The sequence below is a fragment of the Streptomyces sp. R11 genome, assembly GCF_041051905.1.
In the GTDB taxonomy this organism is placed as follows: Bacteria; Actinomycetota; Actinomycetes; order Streptomycetales; family Streptomycetaceae; genus Streptomyces.
In genome coordinates this window covers 611,147-630,069 of sequence record NZ_CP163432.1, presented here as the reverse complement: position 1 = coordinate 630,069, position 18,923 = coordinate 611,147, and the positions used below count along the sequence as shown (strand labels likewise).

At 70.9% G+C, this 18,923-nt stretch carries 19 protein-coding genes; 9 read left to right on the top strand and 10 right to left on the bottom strand.

Going from position 1 to position 18,923, the window contains the following annotated elements; translation table 11 throughout:
- The first annotated feature begins 73 nt into the window (after positions 1 to 73).
- From AB5J55_RS02970 to AB5J55_RS02960, 3 genes are all read left to right on the top strand, one after another.
- Positions 74 to 316 (top strand): DUF397 domain-containing protein, encoded by a 243-nt coding sequence (locus tag AB5J55_RS02970; protein ID WP_363043009.1) that lies wholly within the window; start codon positions 74 to 76, stop codon positions 314 to 316.
- 182 nt (positions 317 to 498) lie between these two features.
- The gene (locus tag AB5J55_RS02965) at positions 499 to 1,401 is read left to right on the top strand and encodes a universal stress protein (RefSeq protein ID WP_369269125.1); all 903 of its coding nucleotides are present in this window, start codon (positions 499 to 501) and stop codon (positions 1,399 to 1,401) included.
- A gap of 149 nt (positions 1,402 to 1,550) precedes the next feature.
- Positions 1,551 to 2,048 (top strand): hypothetical protein, encoded by a 498-nt coding sequence (locus AB5J55_RS02960; protein ID WP_328883748.1) that lies wholly within the window; start codon positions 1,551 to 1,553, stop codon positions 2,046 to 2,048.
- Between the two features lie 10 nt (positions 2,049 to 2,058).
- On the opposite strand, the gene AB5J55_RS02955 is transcribed toward AB5J55_RS02960, so the two are convergent.
- Entirely contained in the window at positions 2,059 to 3,990 is a 1,932-nt protein-coding gene (locus tag AB5J55_RS02955; protein WP_369276073.1) for an N-acetylmuramoyl-L-alanine amidase, read from the bottom strand.
- Positions 3,991 to 4,233: 243 nt separating this feature from the next.
- Entirely contained in the window at positions 4,234 to 5,379 is a 1,146-nt protein-coding gene (locus AB5J55_RS02950; RefSeq protein ID WP_369269124.1) for an aminoglycoside phosphotransferase family protein, read from the bottom strand.
- Positions 5,380 to 5,625: 246 nt separating this feature from the next.
- Here AB5J55_RS02950 and AB5J55_RS02945 point away from each other — a divergent pair, with 246 nt between their 5' ends.
- Positions 5,626 to 7,122 (top strand): hypothetical protein, encoded by a 1,497-nt coding sequence (locus tag AB5J55_RS02945; protein WP_369269123.1) that lies wholly within the window; start codon positions 5,626 to 5,628, stop codon positions 7,120 to 7,122.
- A 58-nt stretch (positions 7,123 to 7,180) separates the two neighbouring features.
- Here AB5J55_RS02945 and AB5J55_RS02940 read toward each other — a convergent pair whose 3' ends face one another.
- Positions 7,181 to 8,611: a PP2C family protein-serine/threonine phosphatase gene (locus AB5J55_RS02940; RefSeq protein ID WP_369269122.1), complete on the bottom strand. Its 1,431-nt coding sequence runs from the start codon at positions 8,609 to 8,611 to the stop codon at positions 7,181 to 7,183.
- 434 nt (positions 8,612 to 9,045) lie between these two features.
- Here AB5J55_RS02940 and AB5J55_RS02935 point away from each other — a divergent pair, with 434 nt between their 5' ends.
- Positions 9,046 to 9,459 (top strand): SsgA family sporulation/cell division regulator, encoded by a 414-nt coding sequence (locus AB5J55_RS02935; protein WP_369269121.1) that lies wholly within the window; start codon positions 9,046 to 9,048, stop codon positions 9,457 to 9,459.
- 70 nt (positions 9,460 to 9,529) lie between these two features.
- Here the strand turns inward: AB5J55_RS02935 and AB5J55_RS02930 are convergent, their stop codons facing one another.
- The gene (locus AB5J55_RS02930) at positions 9,530 to 10,627 is read right to left on the bottom strand and encodes a chemotaxis protein (RefSeq protein ID WP_369269120.1); all 1,098 of its coding nucleotides are present in this window, start codon (positions 10,625 to 10,627) and stop codon (positions 9,530 to 9,532) included.
- Positions 10,628 to 10,692: 65 nt separating this feature from the next.
- Complete coding sequence (locus AB5J55_RS02925) at positions 10,693 to 12,309, bottom strand: alpha/beta hydrolase (protein WP_369269119.1); 1,617 nt, start codon at positions 12,307 to 12,309, stop codon at positions 10,693 to 10,695.
- 271 nt (positions 12,310 to 12,580) lie between these two features.
- Here AB5J55_RS02925 and AB5J55_RS02920 point away from each other — a divergent pair, with 271 nt between their 5' ends.
- Entirely contained in the window at positions 12,581 to 13,234 is a 654-nt protein-coding gene (locus AB5J55_RS02920; RefSeq protein WP_369269118.1) for a chaplin, read from the top strand.
- 204 nt (positions 13,235 to 13,438) lie between these two features.
- Positions 13,439 to 14,293: a GNAT family N-acetyltransferase gene (locus tag AB5J55_RS02915; RefSeq protein WP_369269117.1), complete on the top strand. Its 855-nt coding sequence runs from the start codon at positions 13,439 to 13,441 to the stop codon at positions 14,291 to 14,293.
- Between the two features lie 9 nt (positions 14,294 to 14,302).
- On the opposite strand, the gene AB5J55_RS02910 is transcribed toward AB5J55_RS02915, so the two are convergent.
- The gene (locus AB5J55_RS02910) at positions 14,303 to 14,788 is read right to left on the bottom strand and encodes a nucleoside deaminase (RefSeq protein WP_369269116.1); all 486 of its coding nucleotides are present in this window, start codon (positions 14,786 to 14,788) and stop codon (positions 14,303 to 14,305) included.
- A gap of 135 nt (positions 14,789 to 14,923) precedes the next feature.
- On the opposite strand from AB5J55_RS02910, the gene AB5J55_RS02905 reads away from it, so the two are divergent.
- Positions 14,924 to 15,700: a GNAT family N-acetyltransferase gene (locus AB5J55_RS02905; RefSeq protein ID WP_369269115.1), complete on the top strand. Its 777-nt coding sequence runs from the start codon at positions 14,924 to 14,926 to the stop codon at positions 15,698 to 15,700.
- A gap of 92 nt (positions 15,701 to 15,792) precedes the next feature.
- Here the strand turns inward: AB5J55_RS02905 and AB5J55_RS02900 are convergent, their stop codons facing one another.
- The 3 genes from AB5J55_RS02900 to AB5J55_RS02890 form a co-directional block, all read right to left on the bottom strand.
- On the bottom strand, positions 15,793 to 16,056 hold the full coding sequence (locus AB5J55_RS02900) for a GlsB/YeaQ/YmgE family stress response membrane protein (protein ID WP_328429850.1): 264 nt from the start codon (positions 16,054 to 16,056) through the stop codon (positions 15,793 to 15,795).
- A 69-nt stretch (positions 16,057 to 16,125) separates the two neighbouring features.
- The gene (locus AB5J55_RS02895) at positions 16,126 to 16,689 is read right to left on the bottom strand and encodes a hypothetical protein (RefSeq protein WP_369269114.1); all 564 of its coding nucleotides are present in this window, start codon (positions 16,687 to 16,689) and stop codon (positions 16,126 to 16,128) included.
- A 56-nt stretch (positions 16,690 to 16,745) separates the two neighbouring features.
- A complete protein-coding gene (locus tag AB5J55_RS02890) occupies positions 16,746 to 17,345 on the bottom strand; it encodes a hypothetical protein (RefSeq protein ID WP_369269113.1) in 600 nt (199 codons plus the stop codon).
- A gap of 199 nt (positions 17,346 to 17,544) precedes the next feature.
- On the opposite strand from AB5J55_RS02890, the gene AB5J55_RS02885 reads away from it, so the two are divergent.
- Positions 17,545 to 18,312: an ArsR/SmtB family transcription factor gene (locus AB5J55_RS02885; protein WP_369276072.1), complete on the top strand. Its 768-nt coding sequence runs from the start codon at positions 17,545 to 17,547 to the stop codon at positions 18,310 to 18,312.
- An 80-nt stretch (positions 18,313 to 18,392) separates the two neighbouring features.
- Here AB5J55_RS02885 and AB5J55_RS02880 read toward each other — a convergent pair whose 3' ends face one another.
- Positions 18,393 to 18,833 carry an SPW repeat protein gene (locus AB5J55_RS02880; RefSeq protein WP_369269112.1) on the bottom strand — a complete coding sequence of 147 codons (441 nt, stop codon included), beginning with the start codon at positions 18,831 to 18,833 and terminating at the stop codon, positions 18,393 to 18,395.
- Positions 18,834 to 18,923 lie beyond the last annotated feature (90 nt).

Here is an 18,923-nt window from a genome sequence, read left to right as displayed (position 1 = left end):
TCACGTGGCCTGTCGGCACCCGGAACCGATCGCTAGGCTGGCCCGCGGACGACGAATCGGGAGGAGCACGGACGTGGCCGAGAGCACCATCCAGCAGCAGCCGATCACGGGCTGGGACAAGCCGGAGCTGGACCTCGCAGACGCCGATTGGCACTCGAGCAGCCGTGGCCTGGGGGATGTCCAGATCGCCTTTGTCGAGGGGTTCATCGCGATGCGCAACAGCGGCCGCCCGGAGAGCCCATCCCTGATCTTCACACCCGCCGAGTGGGGTGCCTTCGTGTCGGGTGCGAGGGAGGGCGAGTTCGACCTGACCTGACACCGTGGGACGCAGGCGAGCCGGCGGGCGGTCGCCCCGCGCGTCGGCCGCCTTCGGGCCGATCCGGGGGTGTTCCGCCCGTTTTTCCGGACACGCGACCTTGAGAACGCCCCTCGGGCCGACGCCTGAGCCAGGCTGGCCCCGGAAGCGGGAAGGGTCGTATTTCCGGAGGTGAGGAACCGATGAGCACCCTGCCGGTCATCGCAGCGGTCGACGGCTCGGACGACAGCCTGGTCGCACTGGACTGGGCCTTCGAGGCCGCCCTGGTGCGCGAGGCGCCGCTGCGGGTGGTCCACGTGCAGCAGTACGCCGCGTGGGCCCAGCCCGTCGCACTGCCCACCGGCCGGCCGGATCCGGCGGATGATCCGGTTCTCGAGCGGGTACGCCGGTATCTGGAGGGGAGAGCCGAGCGGCCGGCCACGGAGTATCTCGCCCTCGGGGGCGCTCCCGCCGCGATGCTTGCCGAACTGGGCTCCACCGCGCAGCTGTTGGTGCTCGGCAGCCGGGGTCGTGGCGGCTTCGCCAGCCTGCTGCTCGGCTCCAACGGCATGGCCGCCGCACGCGATGCCGGATGTCCGGTCGTCGTGGTACCCAAGCCGGGACGCGAGGTCCACGACGACACGCCGATCGAGCCTGGCCCGCGGGTCGTCGTCGGCCTTCAGGTCGACAGTCCCGACGAGACCACCCTCGCCTTCGCCTTCACCGAGGCCGCCCTGCGCGGCGCCCGGCTCCAGGTCATCGCCGCCTACGACTGGCCGCTGCACGTCTGGACGGCAGCCACCGCCCAGATCGTGCCCCCGTCCGAGGACCAGGACGCCGTCGAGGCCGAGACCCGCACCCTCGCCGAGGGCTCTCTCGCCCAGCACCGCGAGCGCCACCCCGAGGTCCACGCCCGGCTCTACATCGCCCCGGGCGACGCGGCCGGCCACCTCGTCTCGGCGTCCAGGGACGCGGACCTGGTCGTCGTGGGCCGCCATCGACGGCGCCTCCTGGCCCCCGCCCGCATGATCGGCTCGGTGACCCACGCCGTCCTCCTGCACACCGCCGGCCCGGTCGCCGTCGTACCGCCGCCGCCGGAGGATTGAGGGGCCCGAGGCGGGTCACCTCCTCCGCCACGGGCCGCACCACGCCCTCGTCGTGAGACAACTCGGAAACCTCTCCCGAAGGCCAGGCAGCACGCCTCGAACCCATGCCCGCACGCCACGCATAAGGCCCGGCCACGTACCATGGCGACATGTCGTTCCTCCGCCGCCGCAGCGCCACGCCCGCCGGGCCCGACTTCGACGTTCTGGCCATGGATCCGGGCGACTGGCCCGGCAATCTGGGCGCCGGGCTGCTGCCCGCCCCCGACGGCAGCTGCCAGGGCGTCTTCCTGCGCTACGACCTCTTCGGCGGCCGCGGCCCCGCGATGATCATCGGCAACCTGCCGGAGGGCTCCCCGGCCCGCGAGGTCGACGAGGACGAGATCCCCTTCGAGGTCGCACAGCTGCTGCTGGCCCTGGAGAACGACGAGGAGGTCACCGTCGTCGGCAGCGAGGACGTGCCGGTGATGCAGGGCGACAACCTCCTGATCGTGCGCCGCCTGAAGCTCTCCGAGAGCCGGATCTCCTGCGTGCAGTTCGACCGCAGCGACAACGTCCTGGTCACCATCGCCGCGTGGGACCGCCCCATCACGGACGACCTCTACGCCCTCCTGAAGCCGCTGCCCGCGGAGCTCTTCCAGCAGGGCTGAATCGTCCCGGCTACGACCCCGAGGGCAGCTCCCGCACATCCGCCGCCCGCACGTACGCCACGCGGTGCCCGAACTGGATCTCGTAGTACATGTCCTTGCCGGTCACGACCCGGTGCGAGGCCGTGTCGAAGGACACCGCGTAGTAGTACTCGCCCGGCACCTTGGCACCGACCACATACCTCTGGCCCGCGGGCAGGGTGTACGGCAGCGGTGACACCGCCTGGGCCGGCACGTCCGACGGATAGGCAGAGGCCTCGGGGTAGGCGCGTCCGTACACCGGGACGGTCTGCACGCCGTCCTTGGGCGTCACCACGCGGCCGGCCGCGTGCACCGCGGTCGGGTTCGTGGCCGGGTTCTTGAACCACGCCTTCTGGCCCAGGTACCAGATCGCCGTCCAGTCGCCGTCCCGTCCGGCGACCGCGTACTGCTGGCCGGTCGAGACCCGTGACGACAGATCGTTGACGCCGGTGGTCGGGGCCGAACCCAAGCCGACGTCCTTGATCAGGGGATACGACTCGCCGGGCCCGGAATACAGCCGTACCGCACTCGAACCGTGGTCCGCGCACGGCTGGCCCGCGGTGACACAGCCCGTGTACCGGGGCCTGTTGGTCGCGTAGTCGGGGCGGATCGTCACCAGACCGCCGTTCGGGCCCGCGGTGGGCACCAAGGGGCGGCCCAGCAGCTCGAAGTAGTGCCGCCAGTCCCAGTACGGGCCAGGGTCGGTGTGCATGCCACCGATCGTCGACGAGGTCGGACCCGGCACGGTGTCGTGGCCGAGGATGTGCTGCCGGTCCAGCGGGATGCCGTACTTCTTGGCGAGGTACGTCACCAGGCGCGCGGAGGACCGGTACATCGCCTCCGTGTACCAGGCGTCCGGCTTCGCCAGGAAACCCTCGTGCTCCAGGCCGATCGACTTGGAGTTGACGTACCAGTTGCCCGCGTGCCAGGCGACGTCCTTGGCCTTCACATGCTGGGCGATGTGGCCGTCGGTGGAGCGCAGCGAGTACTGCCACGACACATACGTCGGGTCCTGCACCATCTCGAGGACGCCCTCCCAGGCGCCCTCCGTGTCATGGATGACGATGTTCTCGATCTTCTGGGACGCCGGCCGGCCTCCCAGGTCGTGGTTGCCGTAGTCGCTGTCCCCGAACTCCTCGTACGGCGCCGGGATCCACTCGCAGGACACCGTGGGCGGGCACTCGGTCTCGGCGGCGCCGGGCTTGCGCAGCCCCGCCCGCCGCAATTGCCCGGCGTCGGGGGAGAGGCCCGGATGGGCGGCCAGGGCGACCAGTTGCCCCGCGTCCGTGTGGCGCTTCTGTCCGGTGCGCAGCACGTCGTAGACGTCGTTCGCGTACGCCGCCGCAGCCGCCGTGTCGTCGGCGCCGGTGAAGCGGGCCACCGCGCCGTACCAGTCGGCCGGGTCGGAGCTCAGCGGTTCGCCCAGCTCCTTCTGCGCGGCGGCGAGCAGGGCGGCGCCGCCGGCCACGTTCGCCGCCGGGTCCCTGCGCAGCCGCTCAGCGCTCAGTCCGGTCAGTTCGGCAGCCTTCGGCAGCGTCCTGAGGCGGGCCGGGATCGTGGCGGGCTCCGGCAGCTTCGTCTTGGGGAGCAGGGGCGCGCGGGCGCTGTCGCCGCGCGCGTCCTCCGAGCCCTCACTGTGGTGCGGCGGCGCCTCGGCGAGGGCGGTACGGGCGTCGGTGAGGTGCATCGGGCCGTAACCGCCGGTCACACTCGGCGCGCCCGCGTGCACGTCCCAGCGGGACTGCAGGTAGGAGACGCCCAGCAGCACGCTCTGCGGCACGTGGTACTCGGCGGCGGCGGACGCGAAGGCCGACTGCAGGCCGTTCGCCGAGCTCCCGGCGTCGGACGGCGCCGCGCCGAGCAACGGGAACAACAGTGTCGCTGCTGCCAAGGCGGTGACGGATCCACGCAAGGGAGCCTCCAGGGGACGGTCGGACGCGTTGAGCCGTGCGGGGGCCGGGCGTGCGTCTGTGGTACCGGCTGTCCGACGATCCGTCAATCATGCCAATGAGCAGGCGAATTCCCTTGTCAAGCGGGATTCCCGGGAGTTTCGTGGCGGCGGTCTCCTGGCCTGCGGGGCGTCAGTGGCGTATCCCAATGACGCCGTGCACACGAAAGCCCGCGGTACGCCGCTGTCTCCAGGGCGCACCGCGGACCACCGTCCCCGTCAGCGAGTGCCGACCGCCGCGCGCACGGCCCGTCGGGCCAGTTGGCAGTCGTCGTGCAGCCGCCGCAGCAGCAGCCGCTGTTCCTCGCCGGACGGCGCAGCACCCGGGTGGGCCACTCCCGGTGCCGCCGGGGTCGGAGCGTCGTGCATCGAACGCTGCACGGCCGTCTCGTAGGTACGGATCTCACGGGTCAGCACGAGCATCAGGTTCACGAGGAACGCGTCCCGTGACGCCGGACCCGCCGACTGGGCGATCTGGCTGATCTGCCGCCGGGCCACCGGCGCGTCCCCCAGCACCGACCACAGCACCGCCAGGTCGTAGCCCGGCAGGTACCAGCCCGCGTGCTCCCAGTCCACCAGCACTGGACCGGCCGGTGAGAGCAGGATGTTCGAGAGCAGTGCGTCGCCGTGGCAGAACTGGCCCATGCCCTGCCGGCCCGCGGTCGCCGCGATGCCGTGCAGCAGCTTCTGCAGATCCCCCATGTCCCGGTCGGTGAGCAGCCCGAGTTCGTGGAACCGGGAGATCTTGGCCGCGTAGTCCAGCGGCGCGTCGAACGTGCCCGCCGGCGGCCGCCACGCGTTGAGCCGGCAGATCGCGCCGAGTGCCGCCCGGATGTCCGCACGCGGCGGCGTCTCCAACGGGTGCCGCTGCAGTGCCGCCACCCGGCCCGGCATCCGCTCGATGACGAGGGTGCAGTTGTCCGGATCCGCTGCGATCAGTCTCGGCACGCGCACCGGAGGGCGGTGCCGGACGAACGAGCGGTATGCCGCTATTTCGTGGCGGATCCGCTCCGACCACTCCGGGGAGTGGTCGAGTAAACACTTGGCGACGGCCGTGCTGCGCCCGGTCGTGCCGACCAGGAGGACGGACCGCCCGCTGCGGCGCAGCACCTGCACCGGAGCGAACTCCGGGCAGATCCGGTGCACCGACGCGATCGCGGTGCGCAGCTGGGTGCCCTGGGGGCCGGACAAGTCGAGTCTCCCGCTGAGCGGTTGGGTGCCGAGCCCCGCGGCACGCGGCGGCCGGCCCGCGCCGAGCACGGGGGCGGGCGCCGGCCGCGCGGGGGCGAGGTAGGGGCCGCTGCCCGCCGGGCGGGAACGTAGCGACCGGGGCGGGGCGGACACGGAGGACGATGCTGCGTACATGGGAGAAACAGATCCCTTCGTGTGCCTGCGACGACGATGCGCTGCCCGATCCGGCCGCCCGGGTGCACCCTGGGGAATGCACTAGCCATATTCCAAAGGGCGACCGGGTCGGGGTGGCGCGTTCCTACCTGACACCCGATGCGCAGTGGCACACCATCTGGCGCACCCTGGCGAACCCTGGCGAATAGTCGCCCGGCATCTTTCACCGGGCTACTGTCAACTCAGCCGAGAACCTGGGGGCTTGACGTGAGCGGAGAACCCAACACCCGCCTATCGGACCTGTTCGGCCTGGCCGGCTGGTCCAAGGGCGAACTCGCGAGGCTGGTCAACCGGCAGGCGGCGGCCATGGGCCACCCCCAGCTGTCGACCGACACCTCGCGGGTGCGGCGGTGGATCGACATGGGAGAGATCCCGCGCGATCCGGTGCCGCGGGTGCTGGCAGCCCTGTTCACCGAGCGTCTCGGCCGTGTCGTGACCATCGAGGACCTCGGTCTGGTCCGGCACGGGCGTGCGGGGAAACGGCAGGACGGCGGGAGCGTTGAGCATCCCGACGGTGTGCCGTGGGCGCCCGAACGGACCGCCGCGGTCCTCACCGAATTCACGGGAATGGACCTCATGCTCAACCGACGCGGCTTGGTGGGCGCGGGTGCCGCGCTCGCCGCGGGATCCGCACTCAGCAGCGCCATGCACGACTGGCTGCACACCGACCCGGCCCTCAAGGCCGACGCCCCCCAGTTCGACGACCCCCTGCACGCCGACCCTGCCGGGTTCGACCGCTACGAGGCCGCCCCCATCGGGTCGCAGGAGATCGAGGAACTGGAGCGCTCGGTCGAGGTGTTCCGGGCCTGGGACGCGGCCCGCGGCGGCGGGCTGCAGCGCAAGGCAGTCGTAGGACAACTCAACGAGGTGGGCGGCATGCTCGCCTACCATCACCCCGAACATCTGCAGCGGCGCCTGTGGGGCGTCGCAGCCAACCTCGCCGTCCTCGCGGGCTGGATGTCGCACGACGTCGGCCTGGAACCCACGGCCCAGAAGTACTTCGTCATCGCCGCCCACGCGGCCCGAGAGGGCGGCGACCGGCCCCGCGCCGGAGAGGCGCTCTCCCGAGCGGCTCGCCAGATGGTGCACCTCGGCCGGCCCGACGACGCACTCGACCTCATGAAACTCGCCCAGTCCGGCTCCGGTGACGAGGTGCTGCCGCGCACCCGGGCCATGTTCCACACCATCGAGGCCTGGGCGCAGGCGTCGATGGGCCGGGGCCAGGCCATGCGCCGCACCCTGGGACAGGCGGAGGACCTCTTCGTCTCCGACAAGAGCGACGTGCCGCCACCGAGCTGGATGCAGACCTTCAAGGACGAGGATCTGTACGGCATGCAGGCCCTGGCCTACCGCACGCTGGCCGAGTTCGAGCCGGGCGCGGCCGCACACGCCCAGCACTTCGCGGAGAAGGCCCTGGCCCTGCGCGTCGACGGGCGCGAGCGGTCGAAGATCTTCGACCATCTGTCCATGGCGTCCGCCTGCTTCATCGCGGACGACCCCGAACAGGCCGACCGTTACGCACGACTGGCCCTGATGTCGATGGGCTCCAACTCGTCGGGCCGCACCTGGGACCGGCTGCGCCAGATGTACCGACTCACCGCCGAGTACTCCAGCTACCCGAAGATCCACGAACTGCGGGAGGAGATCCAGTTGGCGCTGCCCAAGATGAAGAAGCCGGGCGGCGGCAACAGCGCACGGGCGTAAGGGGACTGTGCGCTGATCCCTTCCCGGAAGTTCCGGAACGTCCTGGGCCGCTGAAGTTCTAGGACGTCACCCTGGCCACGAGCACAGAGGCGTTGTCCTCGCGCTCGCTCTCACCGAACTCCTCGACGACCAGCCGTACGCAGTCCTGTGCGGTGCCTGCCTCGGCGATGCGGGGGCCCAGGCCGAGGAGGCTGTTCACGGAGTCCGCCGCGCTGTGCCCCGGCACCAGCCCGTCGGTGTGCAGCAGGAGCACGTCGCCCACCTCGAGGGTCTCTTCGGCCTGCGCGTAGACGGCACCCGAGGTGGCGCCGAGCAGGACGCCGTCCGGCGCGTTCAGCATGCGCCCCGTCCCGTCGCGGAACAGCAGCGGGGCGGGGTGTCCGGCCTGCGCCCAGACCAGGGTGCGGGTCTCGGGCCGGTAGCGGCAGCAGACGGCGCTGCCGAGAGCCGGTTGGACGGTGGCGTCGAGTAACTGGTTGAGCCAGGACATCAGTTGCCCCGGTTGGGTGCCGGCCATCGCCATGCCGCGTACGGCCCCCAGCAGGGTCGCCATGCCGGAGGCCACGGCGACGCCGTGCCCGGTGAGGTCACCGACGCTCAACAGCGTTTCGCCGTCGGCCAGTGCGAGCGCGTCGTACCAGTCGCCGCCGATCAGCGTGCTCGTCGACGACGGCATGTGCCGGGCTGCGAGGTCCAGTGTCCGGGGGCCCTGGTGCGGGAGCCGCAGGGAGCCACGCCACGGCGGCAGCACGGCCTCCTGCAGCTCGACCGCGAGCCGGTGCTCGGTCTGTGCGTGGTGCCGGTCGCGCTGGAGCGAGTCACGGGTCTCACTCACCGCACGCCGACAGCGGCGCAGTTCGCTGACGTCCCGCAGCACGGCCCACATCGAAGCGGTGCTGCCGTCAGTGTCGAGCACGGGCTCGCCCATCATGTGCACGGTCCGGGCCTCGCCGTCCGGCCGTACGATCCGGAACTCCCCGTCGATGGGCTTCGCGTCGATGAGGCAGTCGGTGACCATCGCCGTCAGCTTCGACCGGTCCTCGTCGAGCACCAGGGACGGCAGCTCGTCAAGGGTGAGGGGTGGAGCGGCGGGGTCGCGCCCCAGGATCTCGTAGAGCTCGCCGGACCAACTGGCCTCGTCCGTCAGCAGGTTCCACTCCGCGCTGCCGACCCGGCTGAGCAGTGAGCCGCGCCGGGGAGCGGGCGGCACGGCACGGCCGAGGGGCGCGGTGTCGGGCGCCGGGGAGGCGGGAGCCGGGCCGTCCCGCAGTTGGGCCAGGTGCTCGTCGAGATCGTTGAGATGGTGCAGGGCGAGATCGCACAGGGCCCGCTGCCACCGCTCCTGCGGGTCCGAACCGTCGCTGTGCGTGTCCCGCCGTACGGCGTCGACGTCGCCCTTGAGCCGTCGCGTCTGCGTTATCAGCGCGTCGACCGAGCCGCGTCCGGGCGGCTGAGCGGCGGGGCGGTCCGCAGAGAGATGGGACGGCATGACGCACTCCGATGCGGGGACGGTACGACCAAGGCTGACGGAAGGACCGTTACGACTGTCGCACAGCCCGCGACGCCCCGTAAGGGATTTGGCAACACCCGATTCGGTGGTGCGTCCGGCATATGCCAGAGTCTTCACGGAGGGCTCATCCGATACTGATGGTGTACGTCGTCGGGTGGGTCAAGTCGTAGGCGGCGTACGCCACTTGGCGGTCCTCGCGGGCGATTGTACGGCGGTCATTCGGATGTTCGACGGTCGCATGTTCTAGGGGTGGGGCGGTGACGGGTACCCCTCGCGGGGTTGCACTCATCGGTAGTGACGCAGGTCACAAAAATGATGTCCACTTGGACGTAATGCAAAGGGCACTTGCGGGGTCGTAAGAGGGCAGCGGCAAAAAACCGAGCCCGACCGCCGACCCGCAGGGGAGACCGCCCATGGACATCGCCCTCGAGCAGCCCGCCCACGCCCGTCTGATCACCGGGGACGAGCGCGAACTGTCCGTGCCCGCCAAGCTGCGCTACGCCTCCACGGACCCGCTGGCGGTGTACGTCGACTTCCCGGGCGACGTCTCCCTCGACGGTCACGGTGCGACCTGGACCTTTGCCCGCGGCCTGCTGGAAGCGGGGCTGCGTGGGCCGGCCGGGGACGGGGACGTGCACATCTGGCCGTGCGGCGAGGAGCGTACGGTCGTGGAGCTGCACTCGCCCTACGGCATGGCCCTGCTCCAGTTCGACACCGCCGCCCTGAACCGCTTCCTGCTGCGGACGTACGCGGTGGTCGCGTCCGGTGACGAGGACCTCGGGGCGGTCGTGGAGCGCGGCCTGAGCGCGCTCTTCGGCAGCGTATGACGTGAGCGCGCCCGCGGCAGCGTACGAGGAGGCGAACGGGCGGCCGCTGTGCCTCCTCGACGCTTCGGCGTCAGTACCGCAGCACGCCTGCGATCCCCTGGGCGTCGATCAGCGTGCCGTCCGGCACGAAGCGGACCTCGGCGCCGGTCTCCAGGCACTGCTCGACGATCTCGTCCACGATGTCCTCGCGGGCGTCGAGGTCGCCGCTCTCCGCCGGGATCAGATGATCGCCGTCCTCGCCGCGCACCGTCACGCGGTAGTTCTCCTCGACGGCCAGCAGCCGCACCCGGCCCTCGCGCGCGCTGCGCCACACCTCGTCGACGCCGGCGGCGAACGCCTTGCGGCCGAGGGCGGTTTCGAGCTCCCGGGCCACGGCGTCGGTCCCCCTGCGGTTCTCGGCGTCGATGACCGGCCGGACCGCCTGCCACACCGCCTCGCGGGTGCCGTGCGCGAGCCCGCCGTGGGGGACGTGCACGGCGGACTTGGTGATGCCGCCGATCTCGTCCAGCAGGGACAGCGCGGCCGGCTCACCGGTGACGTACAGCTGCCCCGGGTTGTGCTGCAGTACCGCGCCCAGCGCGGAGTCCGCCTCCTTCAGGAAGTGGCGCGTGTCCTCGTCGCGGAACTTGCTCGGCACGTCGCCGATCTGTTCCTGGCGCTCCGCGTCGAAGTTCTGGATGTCCCGGGTCAGCGGGAAGCCGCCGACGCGGGCCTCGGTGACGCGGTCCAGGGCGCCGTGCCACAGGGTGATGCGGTCCGCGGAGACCGAGAGCACCCAGAACGGTCGCTCGGCGGCCTGTGCGGAGACGAGGTTGCGGGTCAGGAAGGTGTCCGAGAGCACCACGCGCTCGGGCACGGTGCGGGCGACCGACCACACCTGGTGCTCGCCCGGAGCGGCGAAGATCACCAGGCCGTCCTCGGCGTGCGTCAGGTCGATCTCGGCGAGGGCCTGATCGAGCTGCCGTTCGACATCGACCCGGCGCTCGCGGGTGACCGAAGGATCGGCCTCCAGCTGTTTCTTGGCCTCGGCCACGACATTGCGCAGCCGGACCTGGTCCTGGGCCCGATAGGGCTCCCGGGGATGCGTGGGCGTCAGCACGGACACGGCCGGATAGGGGCGCGGGCGCCGCAGCTCGGAGAGGGTCGTGGGACTGAGTGCGTGCTCCATAAGAGCACGATAGGACCGATTCACCGATCGGGCATTTGGGGCAATCCATCACCCTCGCCCTGGATCTACTGCCGGCGCTCCTCGGGCCCGCAGGAGCTGCCGTCGGGCGGCAGCGTGCCGTACAGCAGGAAGGCGTCGACCTTGCGGTGCACGCACTTGGAAGAGGCGTATCCGGTGTGGCCGCTGCCCTTGTTGTCGAGGACCACGGCGGATGGGCCGAGTCGCTTCGCCGTCTCCTCGGTCCAGCGGTAAGGCGTGGCCGGGTCGCCGCGGGTGCCCACGAGGAGCATCTTCGGCGTGTCCACGTCCTTCACGTCGTCGCGTATGAAGTCCGTGCCCTTGGGGCGGCCGTAGCACATCAGCACCCCGGTGAGCCGGTAGGGGCCGAAGACCGGCGACGCCTGCTCGTACTCGGCGCGCAGGTCGTCGAGGCCGTCGACGATCTGCTTGCCGGTGGGGCGGTCGGGGTCGTCCGCGCAGTTGACCGCCATCAGGGCCGCGGGGAGGTTGTCGAGGGGGACGTCCTCCTCGTCGACCAGGCCGCCGTCGGGCTCCTCGGACTCCTGGGGGCCATCGGTCCCCTCGGGGTCTTCGGTCTCCGCGCGCCGCCAGGGCGCGGCACCGCCGGCCGCGAAGGCCTCGATGGCGTGGGTGTCGCCGTCCTCGACCAGCGAGGCAAGGGCCCGCTCCAGGGAGGGCCACATCTCCTCGCTGTAGAGCCCCTGGCCGAGGGCGCCGACCAGGTCCTGGCCGGTGAACGGCTCGCCGAACGCCGAGGGCACCGGATTCTCGTCCAGTGAGTCGACGAGTCGTACGACCTGCTTGCGGGCCTCGCGCGCGTCCTGCCCGAACGGACAGGCGATGTCCTGCACACACCAGTTGATGAACTCGTCCAGCGCCTGCTGCTGCCCCTTGGCGCTCGCGACGCCCTGCTCCATCAGCGACTCGGTCAGCGTGTCCACGCCGTCGAGCACGAACCGGCCGACCTTGTCGGGGAACTGGGCTGCGTACACCGAGCCGAGCCGTGTGCCGTAGGAGAAGCCGAGATAGTTGAGCTTCTTGTCGCCGAGGGCCGCGCGCATCACGTCCATGTCGCGCGAGGCGTTGATCGTGCCTATGTAGGGGAGGACGGGGCCGGAGTGCCGGGCGCACGCGTCGGCCGCCTTCTTCAAGTGGGCGAGGACGGACTGCGGATCACGGCCGAGCTCCGTGCCGTCCTCGGCCATGTCGATGTTCTCCTCGCCGTCCCCGCAGCTGACCGGCGAGGACCTGCCGACGCCGCGCGGATCGAACGTCACGATGTCGTAGCCGTCCGTCAGCTCCATGAACTCCTTGCCGCCCATGGCGAACTGGGGGACGCCGGCACCGCCCGGCCCGCCGAAGTTCACCAGCACCGAGCCCTGCTTGTCGCCGGTGGCCCGGTAGCGGGCGAGCGCCAGGTCGAGCGTCCCCTCCTTGGGGCGGGCATAGTCGAGAGGGACGGTGACCTTGCCGCACTGCATGTCCTTCGGCGCCTCGCCCGGACACTTCGCCCAGGTGACCTTCTGCCGGTAGAACCGCGTGAGGTCCGGCTCGGCGCTGTCCGTGGCCGTGGGCAGCCCCGTGCCGAGCAGGGCCAGCCCGACCGCGCCGGTCACCGCGCAGCGGCGAAGCACGGGCCGCGTTGACAGGTGGGCAAGCATCGATGCCTCCAGGGACGCCCGTCGCGGACCGGTAAACGGCGTCCTGGCTCACGATAGGCGGGCCCCGGAACGCACGCCTCCGGACGTGCGGGACCGCCCGTGCGGGCGTACCCTGTGCCCCTTTCGTTGCCGGTGGAAGTTTTTACCGCTAGTTCGACAACCCTGACGCTCGATGGGGTGAATGGCCGATTAGCCATAACTCGGATGGTTCGCCTGCGTTTTATCCGGTGCGGGCGAGTGCCCGCGACCATGTCTGGAAGGCAGGGAACCTATGAGACGGGTTACCCGATACGGTGTGATCGCCGTCGCCGCCTCGGGCGCGATGGCTGTGACGTTCCCGGCGTATGCCGACTCCGTGGCGGATGGTGCTGCGGCCGAATCGCCGGGGCTTCTCTCCGGCAACACCGTTCAGCTGCCGGTGCATGTGCCGGTGAACGTGTGCGGGAACACCGTGAACGTGGTGGGGCTGCTCAATCCGGCCGTCGGCAACACCTGCGCCAACGAGGACGGCGGCAAGAAGCGCGCGGCGTCGCACAGCGGGGCTTCGGCCCAGGGCCGCGGAAAGGATTCGCCGGGCATCGCGTCCGGCAACGTCGTCGAGCTCCCGGTTCACCTCCCGGTGAACGTCAGCGGGAACAGCGTGAACGTGGTCGGCGTCGGGAACGCGGCGATCGACAACGAGTCGGTGAACGGTCCCGGCGACCGCCCTTCCGACACCGCGAAGCCGGCGCCGAAGCCGGCACCGCCCCGGGCACACCAGCCCCGGCCGGCCCCGCCCGCGCCCGTCCCGCAGGGGGAGCCCGAGGGCACCCTCGCCCACACGGGCGCGGACCAGGCCCTCGCCGCGGCAGCGGCGGGCGGCACGCTCCTCGTAGTGGGCGGAGCCGTGCTGTACCGGCGCTTCCGCCCGCAGGCGGTGAGCTGACCCGCGCCTCACGCGCGGTAGGGAAGGCCCCACCCGGCGGGCGGTGGGGCCTTCGTCATGCGCACATCCGTCCGAACGGCCACCTGCGCGGGGCAACGGCTTGATCATGCCGTGACGTGCTCCCGGAAGATCCGCGAGGATGCTGTGGGCGCGGGCGATCACCACGCCCGCATCCCCCGAACCCGCACGGAACGGAGCACACCCATGGCGTCCCCGGCCCCCCAGGACCTCGTGATCACGCAGGCCGGCCTCGACGACTGGCCGGTCGTCCGCGGATGGGCCGTCGGCGAGGGCTGGAACCCGGGGCTCGCGGACAGTGAGGCATTCTTCGCGCAGGACCCCGAGGGCTTCTTCATCGGCCGGATCGACGGCGAGCCCGTCTCGGCGATCTCCGTCGTCAATTACGGAGCGGACTACAGCTTCCTGGGCTGGTACCTGGTCCGCCCCGACGTCCGCGGCCAGGGCTTCGGCCTCACCACCTGGAAGACCGCGCTGGCGCACGCGGAGAACCGCACGGTGGGCCTCGACGGCGTCGTCGACCAGCAGGACAACTACCGCCGCTCCGGCTTCGAGCTCGCCCACCGCACCTTCCGCTTCAGCGGAACCGCGCCCGCCGCCCAGGCCCCGGCGGACGTCCACGCCGTACGGCCGGAGGATCTGGCGGAGATCACCGCGTACGACAGCGCCTGCACCCCCGCCGACCGCCCTCGCTTCCTCGCGCACTGGCTCACCGGCCCAGGACATCACGCCGTCGTCCGCCGCACCGGCGGCCGGGTCACCGGCTACGGCGTGATCCGCCCCGGCCACGACTGCCCGCGCATCGGCCCGCTCTTCGCCGACACTCCTGAGGACGCGCGGGCCCTGTTCGCCGCCCTGACCGCCGAGGCGGCCGGCCGTGAGGTCGCCGTCGACGTGCCCGAGACCAACCCGGCGGGCGTCGCGCTCGCCGAGGAGGCAGGGCTCACGCCGTCCTTCGAAACCGCCCGTATGTACACCGGGCCGGTGCGGCGGTACGCCCGGGAGCGCGTCTTCGGCGTCACCACGCTGGAGCTCGGCTAGCGGGCGGGCTCAGCCCTGAGGCCGGTGGAACCGGACGTGCAGCGCGCGGACGATCTCCGTGAGTTCGGGTACCGGGCCCTCGACGGTCACGCCCGGTGCGATCTCCCGGATCGGCAGCGGCCGTACCGGTCCGGCGGGTACGCCCAACTCGGCCAGCCAGACGGTCAGTTGCTCCGAAGAGGCGACATACACGATGCGTCCCAGGCCGACCCAGGCGTGCGCGGCCGCGCACATCGGGCAGTGCTCGCCCGAGGTGTACACCGTCGCGGCCGCCCGTTCCTCGGGCGTCATATGGGCCGCGGACCAGCGTGCCAGCTCGAACTCGGGGTGCCGAGTGCGGTCGCCCGAGGCCACCCGGTTGTGGTCCTCGGCGAGCACGGTGCCGTCCGCCCCCACCAGCACCGAGCCGAACGGCTCGTCCCCGGCCTCGAGAGCCTCGGTCGCGAGCGCGACGCAGCGGCGCAGATACGGCAGTTCGGTGTCCTTCGCGGCCATGGTGTACGGGCCCTCCCAGCGGTGCGGCTTTCCCTGCGCACCCCAGCTTCGTCGACGTACGGCCGGACGGCGAGGAGGTGCCGGCTCGTCATAAAAGGTGTTGCCCGGGCAGTGGCCCCGTGATGAGGTCGCGCCATGGATCATGCCGCGGTGCTCGCCCTCTTCGACCGGGACATGCGCGAAGGCGCGCGGCCGGACGGCCCCGACGCCCTGGTCGAGCGGGTGGACGGGGTCGTGCGCCAGGTGTCGTCCGCGCGCGGCTGGAACGGCATCGTGTGGTCCGACCTGGACGAGGCGAGCGTCGACGAGGCGATCGCCGGGCAGATCGCCCATTTCTCCGGGCTCGGGCGCGAGTTCGAGTGGAAGCTCTACGGCCATGATCTCCCGGCGGACCTCGGACAACGGCTCAGGGACGCCGGCTTCGCGCCCCGGCCCGAGGAGACGTTGATGATCGGCGAGGTCGCCGACCTGACCCTGGACGCCGAGCCGCCGGAAGGCATCCGGGTGCTGCCCGTGACCGACCGGGCGGGCGTCGACCTGGTGGCCGAAGTGCACGAGAAGGCCTTCGGCGTCGACGGCTCTGCGCTCCGGCACCAATTGCTCGGCAGGCTCACGGCCGCCCCGGACACGGTGGTCGCCGTCGTCGCGCTGGCCGGTGACACTCCGGTGAGCGCCGCGCGGATGGAGCTCGTGCCGGGGACGCGGTTCGCAGGGCTGTGGGGAGGCGGGACCGTCGAGGGCTGGCGGGGCCGCGGCATCTACCGCACACTCGTCGCCCACCGCGCCCGCGCCGCCGCGGATCGCGGCTATCGGTACCTCCAGGTCGACGCCATGAGTACGAGCCGTCCCATCCTGGAACGGCTGGGCTTCGAGCCGCTGACCACCACGACCCCGTACGTGTTCACTCCGTAGCGGCGTGGCTCGCCGCGACGGCCTCGCCGCCCGTGCGGGCCGTCGCGGGAATCGCCTGAACGTCACGCTGCCCCTTGTCTTCGGGTGCGGCGTCAGCGGCGAGCCTTCGTCCGGTCCAGTGCGGCGACGCCGAGCGCGGCGAGGCCGATCTGGATGAGCCACTCGACCCAGTCGACGCCGTCGGTGTCGCCCACGTCGAGGCCGGCCGCGATCGCCGAACCGAGCAGTGCGGCCACGATGCCGACGAGGATCGTCCACAGGACTCCGATGCGCTGACGGCCCGGAATCACGAGCCGCCCGAGCACACCGATGATGATGCCGATCACGATGGCACTGATGATGCCCGAGATCTCCATTTCGCCCCTCTTCCTCCTGTCCCCGCAAGGGTTGAGTTCCCCCTCCAGGCAGGGACAGTCCGTCCCGGTTCAACCAGTGGCCGACGCCCCGCCAACTCCCATGTCGGCCCAGCCGGTGACGGCCACCACTTCCGAGGCGATGTCGATCACCGAGCGGCCGTCCGTCACCACGCGCACCACACCCACAGGCGCCCGCTCCTCAAGAAGCCGAGCGTTGCGCGCGCTGCTCCTCGTCTCGTGCTCCAGCTCCGAGCCCAGCTCCCGCCCCGCCAGCCGCTGTTCGGCAGTCTCGTCGGTGGCGGTGAGCAGGACCCGTACGAGCCGTACGCCGGCGCCCATGGCCCGCCGGAACATGGGCGCGGCCTCGTCGAGCACGCTCACCGTGTTCGTGTAGACGAGACGCCGGTATCCGAGGGCGACGTAGTTCCCCCACACGGCAACCAGGTTCCGCTCCGTGACACCGGCCCGGTGTGCGTCGCCCGTCGGCGCCGGATGGACGGCCCCCATGAAGTCACCGTCGATCACGGCATGCGCCACTTGCGCATCCCGCAGCCGGGCCGACACCTCCCAGCCGACCGTCGTCTTTCCGACCCCGGCCCTTCCGCCGATGAGCAGTACTTCCGCTTGGTCCATGCGGGCAGGGTGCCCGGGAGCGGGGACGCTTGGCGAGGCGTTTTTGCTCGTCCAGGTCAGTGCTCGTCCAGCCAGGACCTCAACTCGCCGTCCGGCTGCAGGGACACGTGCAGGCCGTTGTCCTCGCCGTGCGCGGCGTGGCCGTGGGCGACGAGGGTGTCGAGGTGGGTGGTGCCCGCGTAGAGGTCGGCCTCGTAGTGGTTGTCCGTCAGCTTGTAGAGCTTCGCCTTCGTCGTGCCGTCCGCCAGCGTCGGCGCGGCGACCAGGACGCGCTTGGCCACCGGCTTGGGCTTCGGCTTGGCCTGCTGGACCCAGGATGTGACCTTGCCGTTCGGGTGGAGGGTGACGTGCAGCCCGTTGTTCTGGGCGTAGGCGGCCCTGCCCTGGGTGTAGAGGGCGCCGTACCGGCGGTCCTTGGCCCAGAGCTCCGCCTCGTAGCGGTTCTTGCCGGTCTTGTAGACCTTGGCCCGGGTGACCCTGTCCGCGAGCTTCACCGTCTTCACGTGGACGCGCTTGGTCTTGGACAGGTGTGCCGCGGGCCTGACGGTCGGGGTGGAGGGCGCGTCGACGGCGAAGGCGCCGGCGGCCGAGACGCCCACCGCGGCGGTGACGCCGGTGGCGATGAGGGCGGTGCGCAGGGTGCGGGGAGCACGCATCAGTGGATCGTCCTTCGGTGGGGTTCGTTCGTGCCGATGCGTTCGAAGCTACGGATCCCTCATCAAGGGCTCCCATATGTCGTGTAACAGGCATTCGGCAGCTATGGGTAGAAGCGGGCAAGGTGGCTCACCTGTCCCGATTGACATGCAGGTAATTACCTGCATAACGTTGAGTGTGCGATCAGATGATGACCCCGAGATGGACCAGGTCTTCAAGGCGCTGAGCGACGGAACCCGCCGGCGGCTGCTGGACCGGCTGCACGAGGACAACGGGCAGACACTGGGTGAGCTGTGTGCGCGTATCGACATGGCGCGCCAGTCGGTGACCCAGCATCTGGCCGTCCTCGAGGCCGCCAACCTGGTCAGCACGGTGCGGCGGGGGCGGGAAAAGCTGCACTACCTCAATCCGGTACCGCTCCACGAGATCCAGGAGCGGTGGATCGACAAGTTCGAGAGTCCGCGCCTGCGCGTGCTCGGGGCAGTGAAACGACGAGCCGAGGAAGCCATGACCGACAAGCCCACGTACGTGTACGTCACCTACATCGAGAGCACCGCCGAGAAGGTCTGGGACGCCCTCACCGACGCCGATCTGACCGCCGCCTACTGGGGCCACAGCAACGTCTCGGACTGGCGGGCCGGTTCCCGCTGGGAGCACGTCCGTACGGACGGTTCGGGCATCGCCGACGTGGTGGGCACCGTCGTGGAGAGCGAGCGTCCCAGCCGTCTTGTCACCACCTGGGTGGCGCCCGACGAGGAGGGGCAGGACGACAAGTACTCCCGGGTCACCTTCGACATCCAGCAGCACGCCGAGATCGTCCGTCTCACCGTGACCCACGAGGACCTGCCGGACGAGAGCGCGCGTGCCGACGTGTCGTCCGGCTGGCCGGCGGTGCTGTCCAACCTCAAGTCGCTCCTGGAGACCGGCCATGTCCTGCCCCAGGAACCGTGGTTGATGCCGACCCGATGAGCGTGGTCGCCCGGAGGCGGACGCACGTGGGCCGACCCGCGGGCGCGGACCGGCCTACGCGTCCTGCTCTTGGTCTGCCGCTATGGCCTCGGGGTGCTCTTCGCCGCCGTACCGGCGCACACCAGCCCCAGGATCACGGCCAGCGCGCCGATGATGACGTTGTTCACGATGACGCCCGCGTCCGGGCTCTCCCCGACGACCCACGGTGCGATGATCATCCAGACCCCCATCGCGCAGAAGGCCCAGCTCAGGCCGTACATGCGTTCCGGTGCCCGGGTGAACCCGAGGGCCAGCAGGCCGATCGCGATGCCCATGATCAGGTTGTGGGTCACGAGTGCCGGCTGGCTCGTCGTGTAGTGCAGGATCCAGGGGGATGCCGCGCAGTACAGACCGAGCAGGAACACCGGTCCGTCCACGAGCGCCACATCGCGACCGCCGAGCATGCGGTCGTAGCGGTCGCGCATTTCGGGTACATCGGGGTGAGCTGTGATGTCACCTCTGGTGGGCGAGACGTTGGCCATGACTCGTCTCCTTTGAATCGCAGGCTCTGACCGCGTCTGGTGCGGTGTGCGGTAAGCGCCGCCTAAATACATTCTGCGCTTATTTTTTCT

Coding starts and splice junctions, on each gene's coding strand:
- AB5J55_RS02965 (WP_369269125.1), top strand. CDS start 499: ATGAGCACCCTGCCGGTCATCGCAGCGGTCGACGGCTCGGACGACAGC.
- AB5J55_RS02960 (WP_328883748.1), top strand. CDS start 1,551: ATGTCGTTCCTCCGCCGCCGCAGCGCCACGCCCGCCGGGCCCGACTTC.
- AB5J55_RS02950 (WP_369269124.1), bottom strand. CDS start 5,379: ATGTACGCAGCATCGTCCTCCGTGTCCGCCCCGCCCCGGTCGCTACGT.
- AB5J55_RS02940 (WP_369269122.1), bottom strand. CDS start 8,611: ATGCCGTCCCATCTCTCTGCGGACCGCCCCGCCGCTCAGCCGCCCGGA.
- AB5J55_RS02935 (WP_369269121.1), top strand. CDS start 9,046: ATGGACATCGCCCTCGAGCAGCCCGCCCACGCCCGTCTGATCACCGGG.
- AB5J55_RS02930 (WP_369269120.1), bottom strand. CDS start 10,627: ATGGAGCACGCACTCAGTCCCACGACCCTCTCCGAGCTGCGGCGCCCG.
- AB5J55_RS02925 (WP_369269119.1), bottom strand. CDS start 12,309: ATGCTTGCCCACCTGTCAACGCGGCCCGTGCTTCGCCGCTGCGCGGTG.
- AB5J55_RS02920 (WP_369269118.1), top strand. CDS start 12,581: ATGAGACGGGTTACCCGATACGGTGTGATCGCCGTCGCCGCCTCGGGC.
- AB5J55_RS02915 (WP_369269117.1), top strand. CDS start 13,439: ATGGCGTCCCCGGCCCCCCAGGACCTCGTGATCACGCAGGCCGGCCTC.
- AB5J55_RS02910 (WP_369269116.1), bottom strand. CDS start 14,788: ATGGCCGCGAAGGACACCGAACTGCCGTATCTGCGCCGCTGCGTCGCG.
- AB5J55_RS02905 (WP_369269115.1), top strand. CDS start 14,924: ATGGATCATGCCGCGGTGCTCGCCCTCTTCGACCGGGACATGCGCGAA.
- AB5J55_RS02900 (WP_328429850.1), bottom strand. CDS start 16,056: ATGGAGATCTCGGGCATCATCAGTGCCATCGTGATCGGCATCATCATC.
- AB5J55_RS02895 (WP_369269114.1), bottom strand. CDS start 16,689: ATGGACCAAGCGGAAGTACTGCTCATCGGCGGAAGGGCCGGGGTCGGA.
- AB5J55_RS02890 (WP_369269113.1), bottom strand. CDS start 17,345: ATGCGTGCTCCCCGCACCCTGCGCACCGCCCTCATCGCCACCGGCGTC.
- AB5J55_RS02885 (WP_369276072.1), top strand. CDS start 17,545: ATGGACCAGGTCTTCAAGGCGCTGAGCGACGGAACCCGCCGGCGGCTG.
- AB5J55_RS02880 (WP_369269112.1), bottom strand. CDS start 18,833: ATGGCCAACGTCTCGCCCACCAGAGGTGACATCACAGCTCACCCCGAT.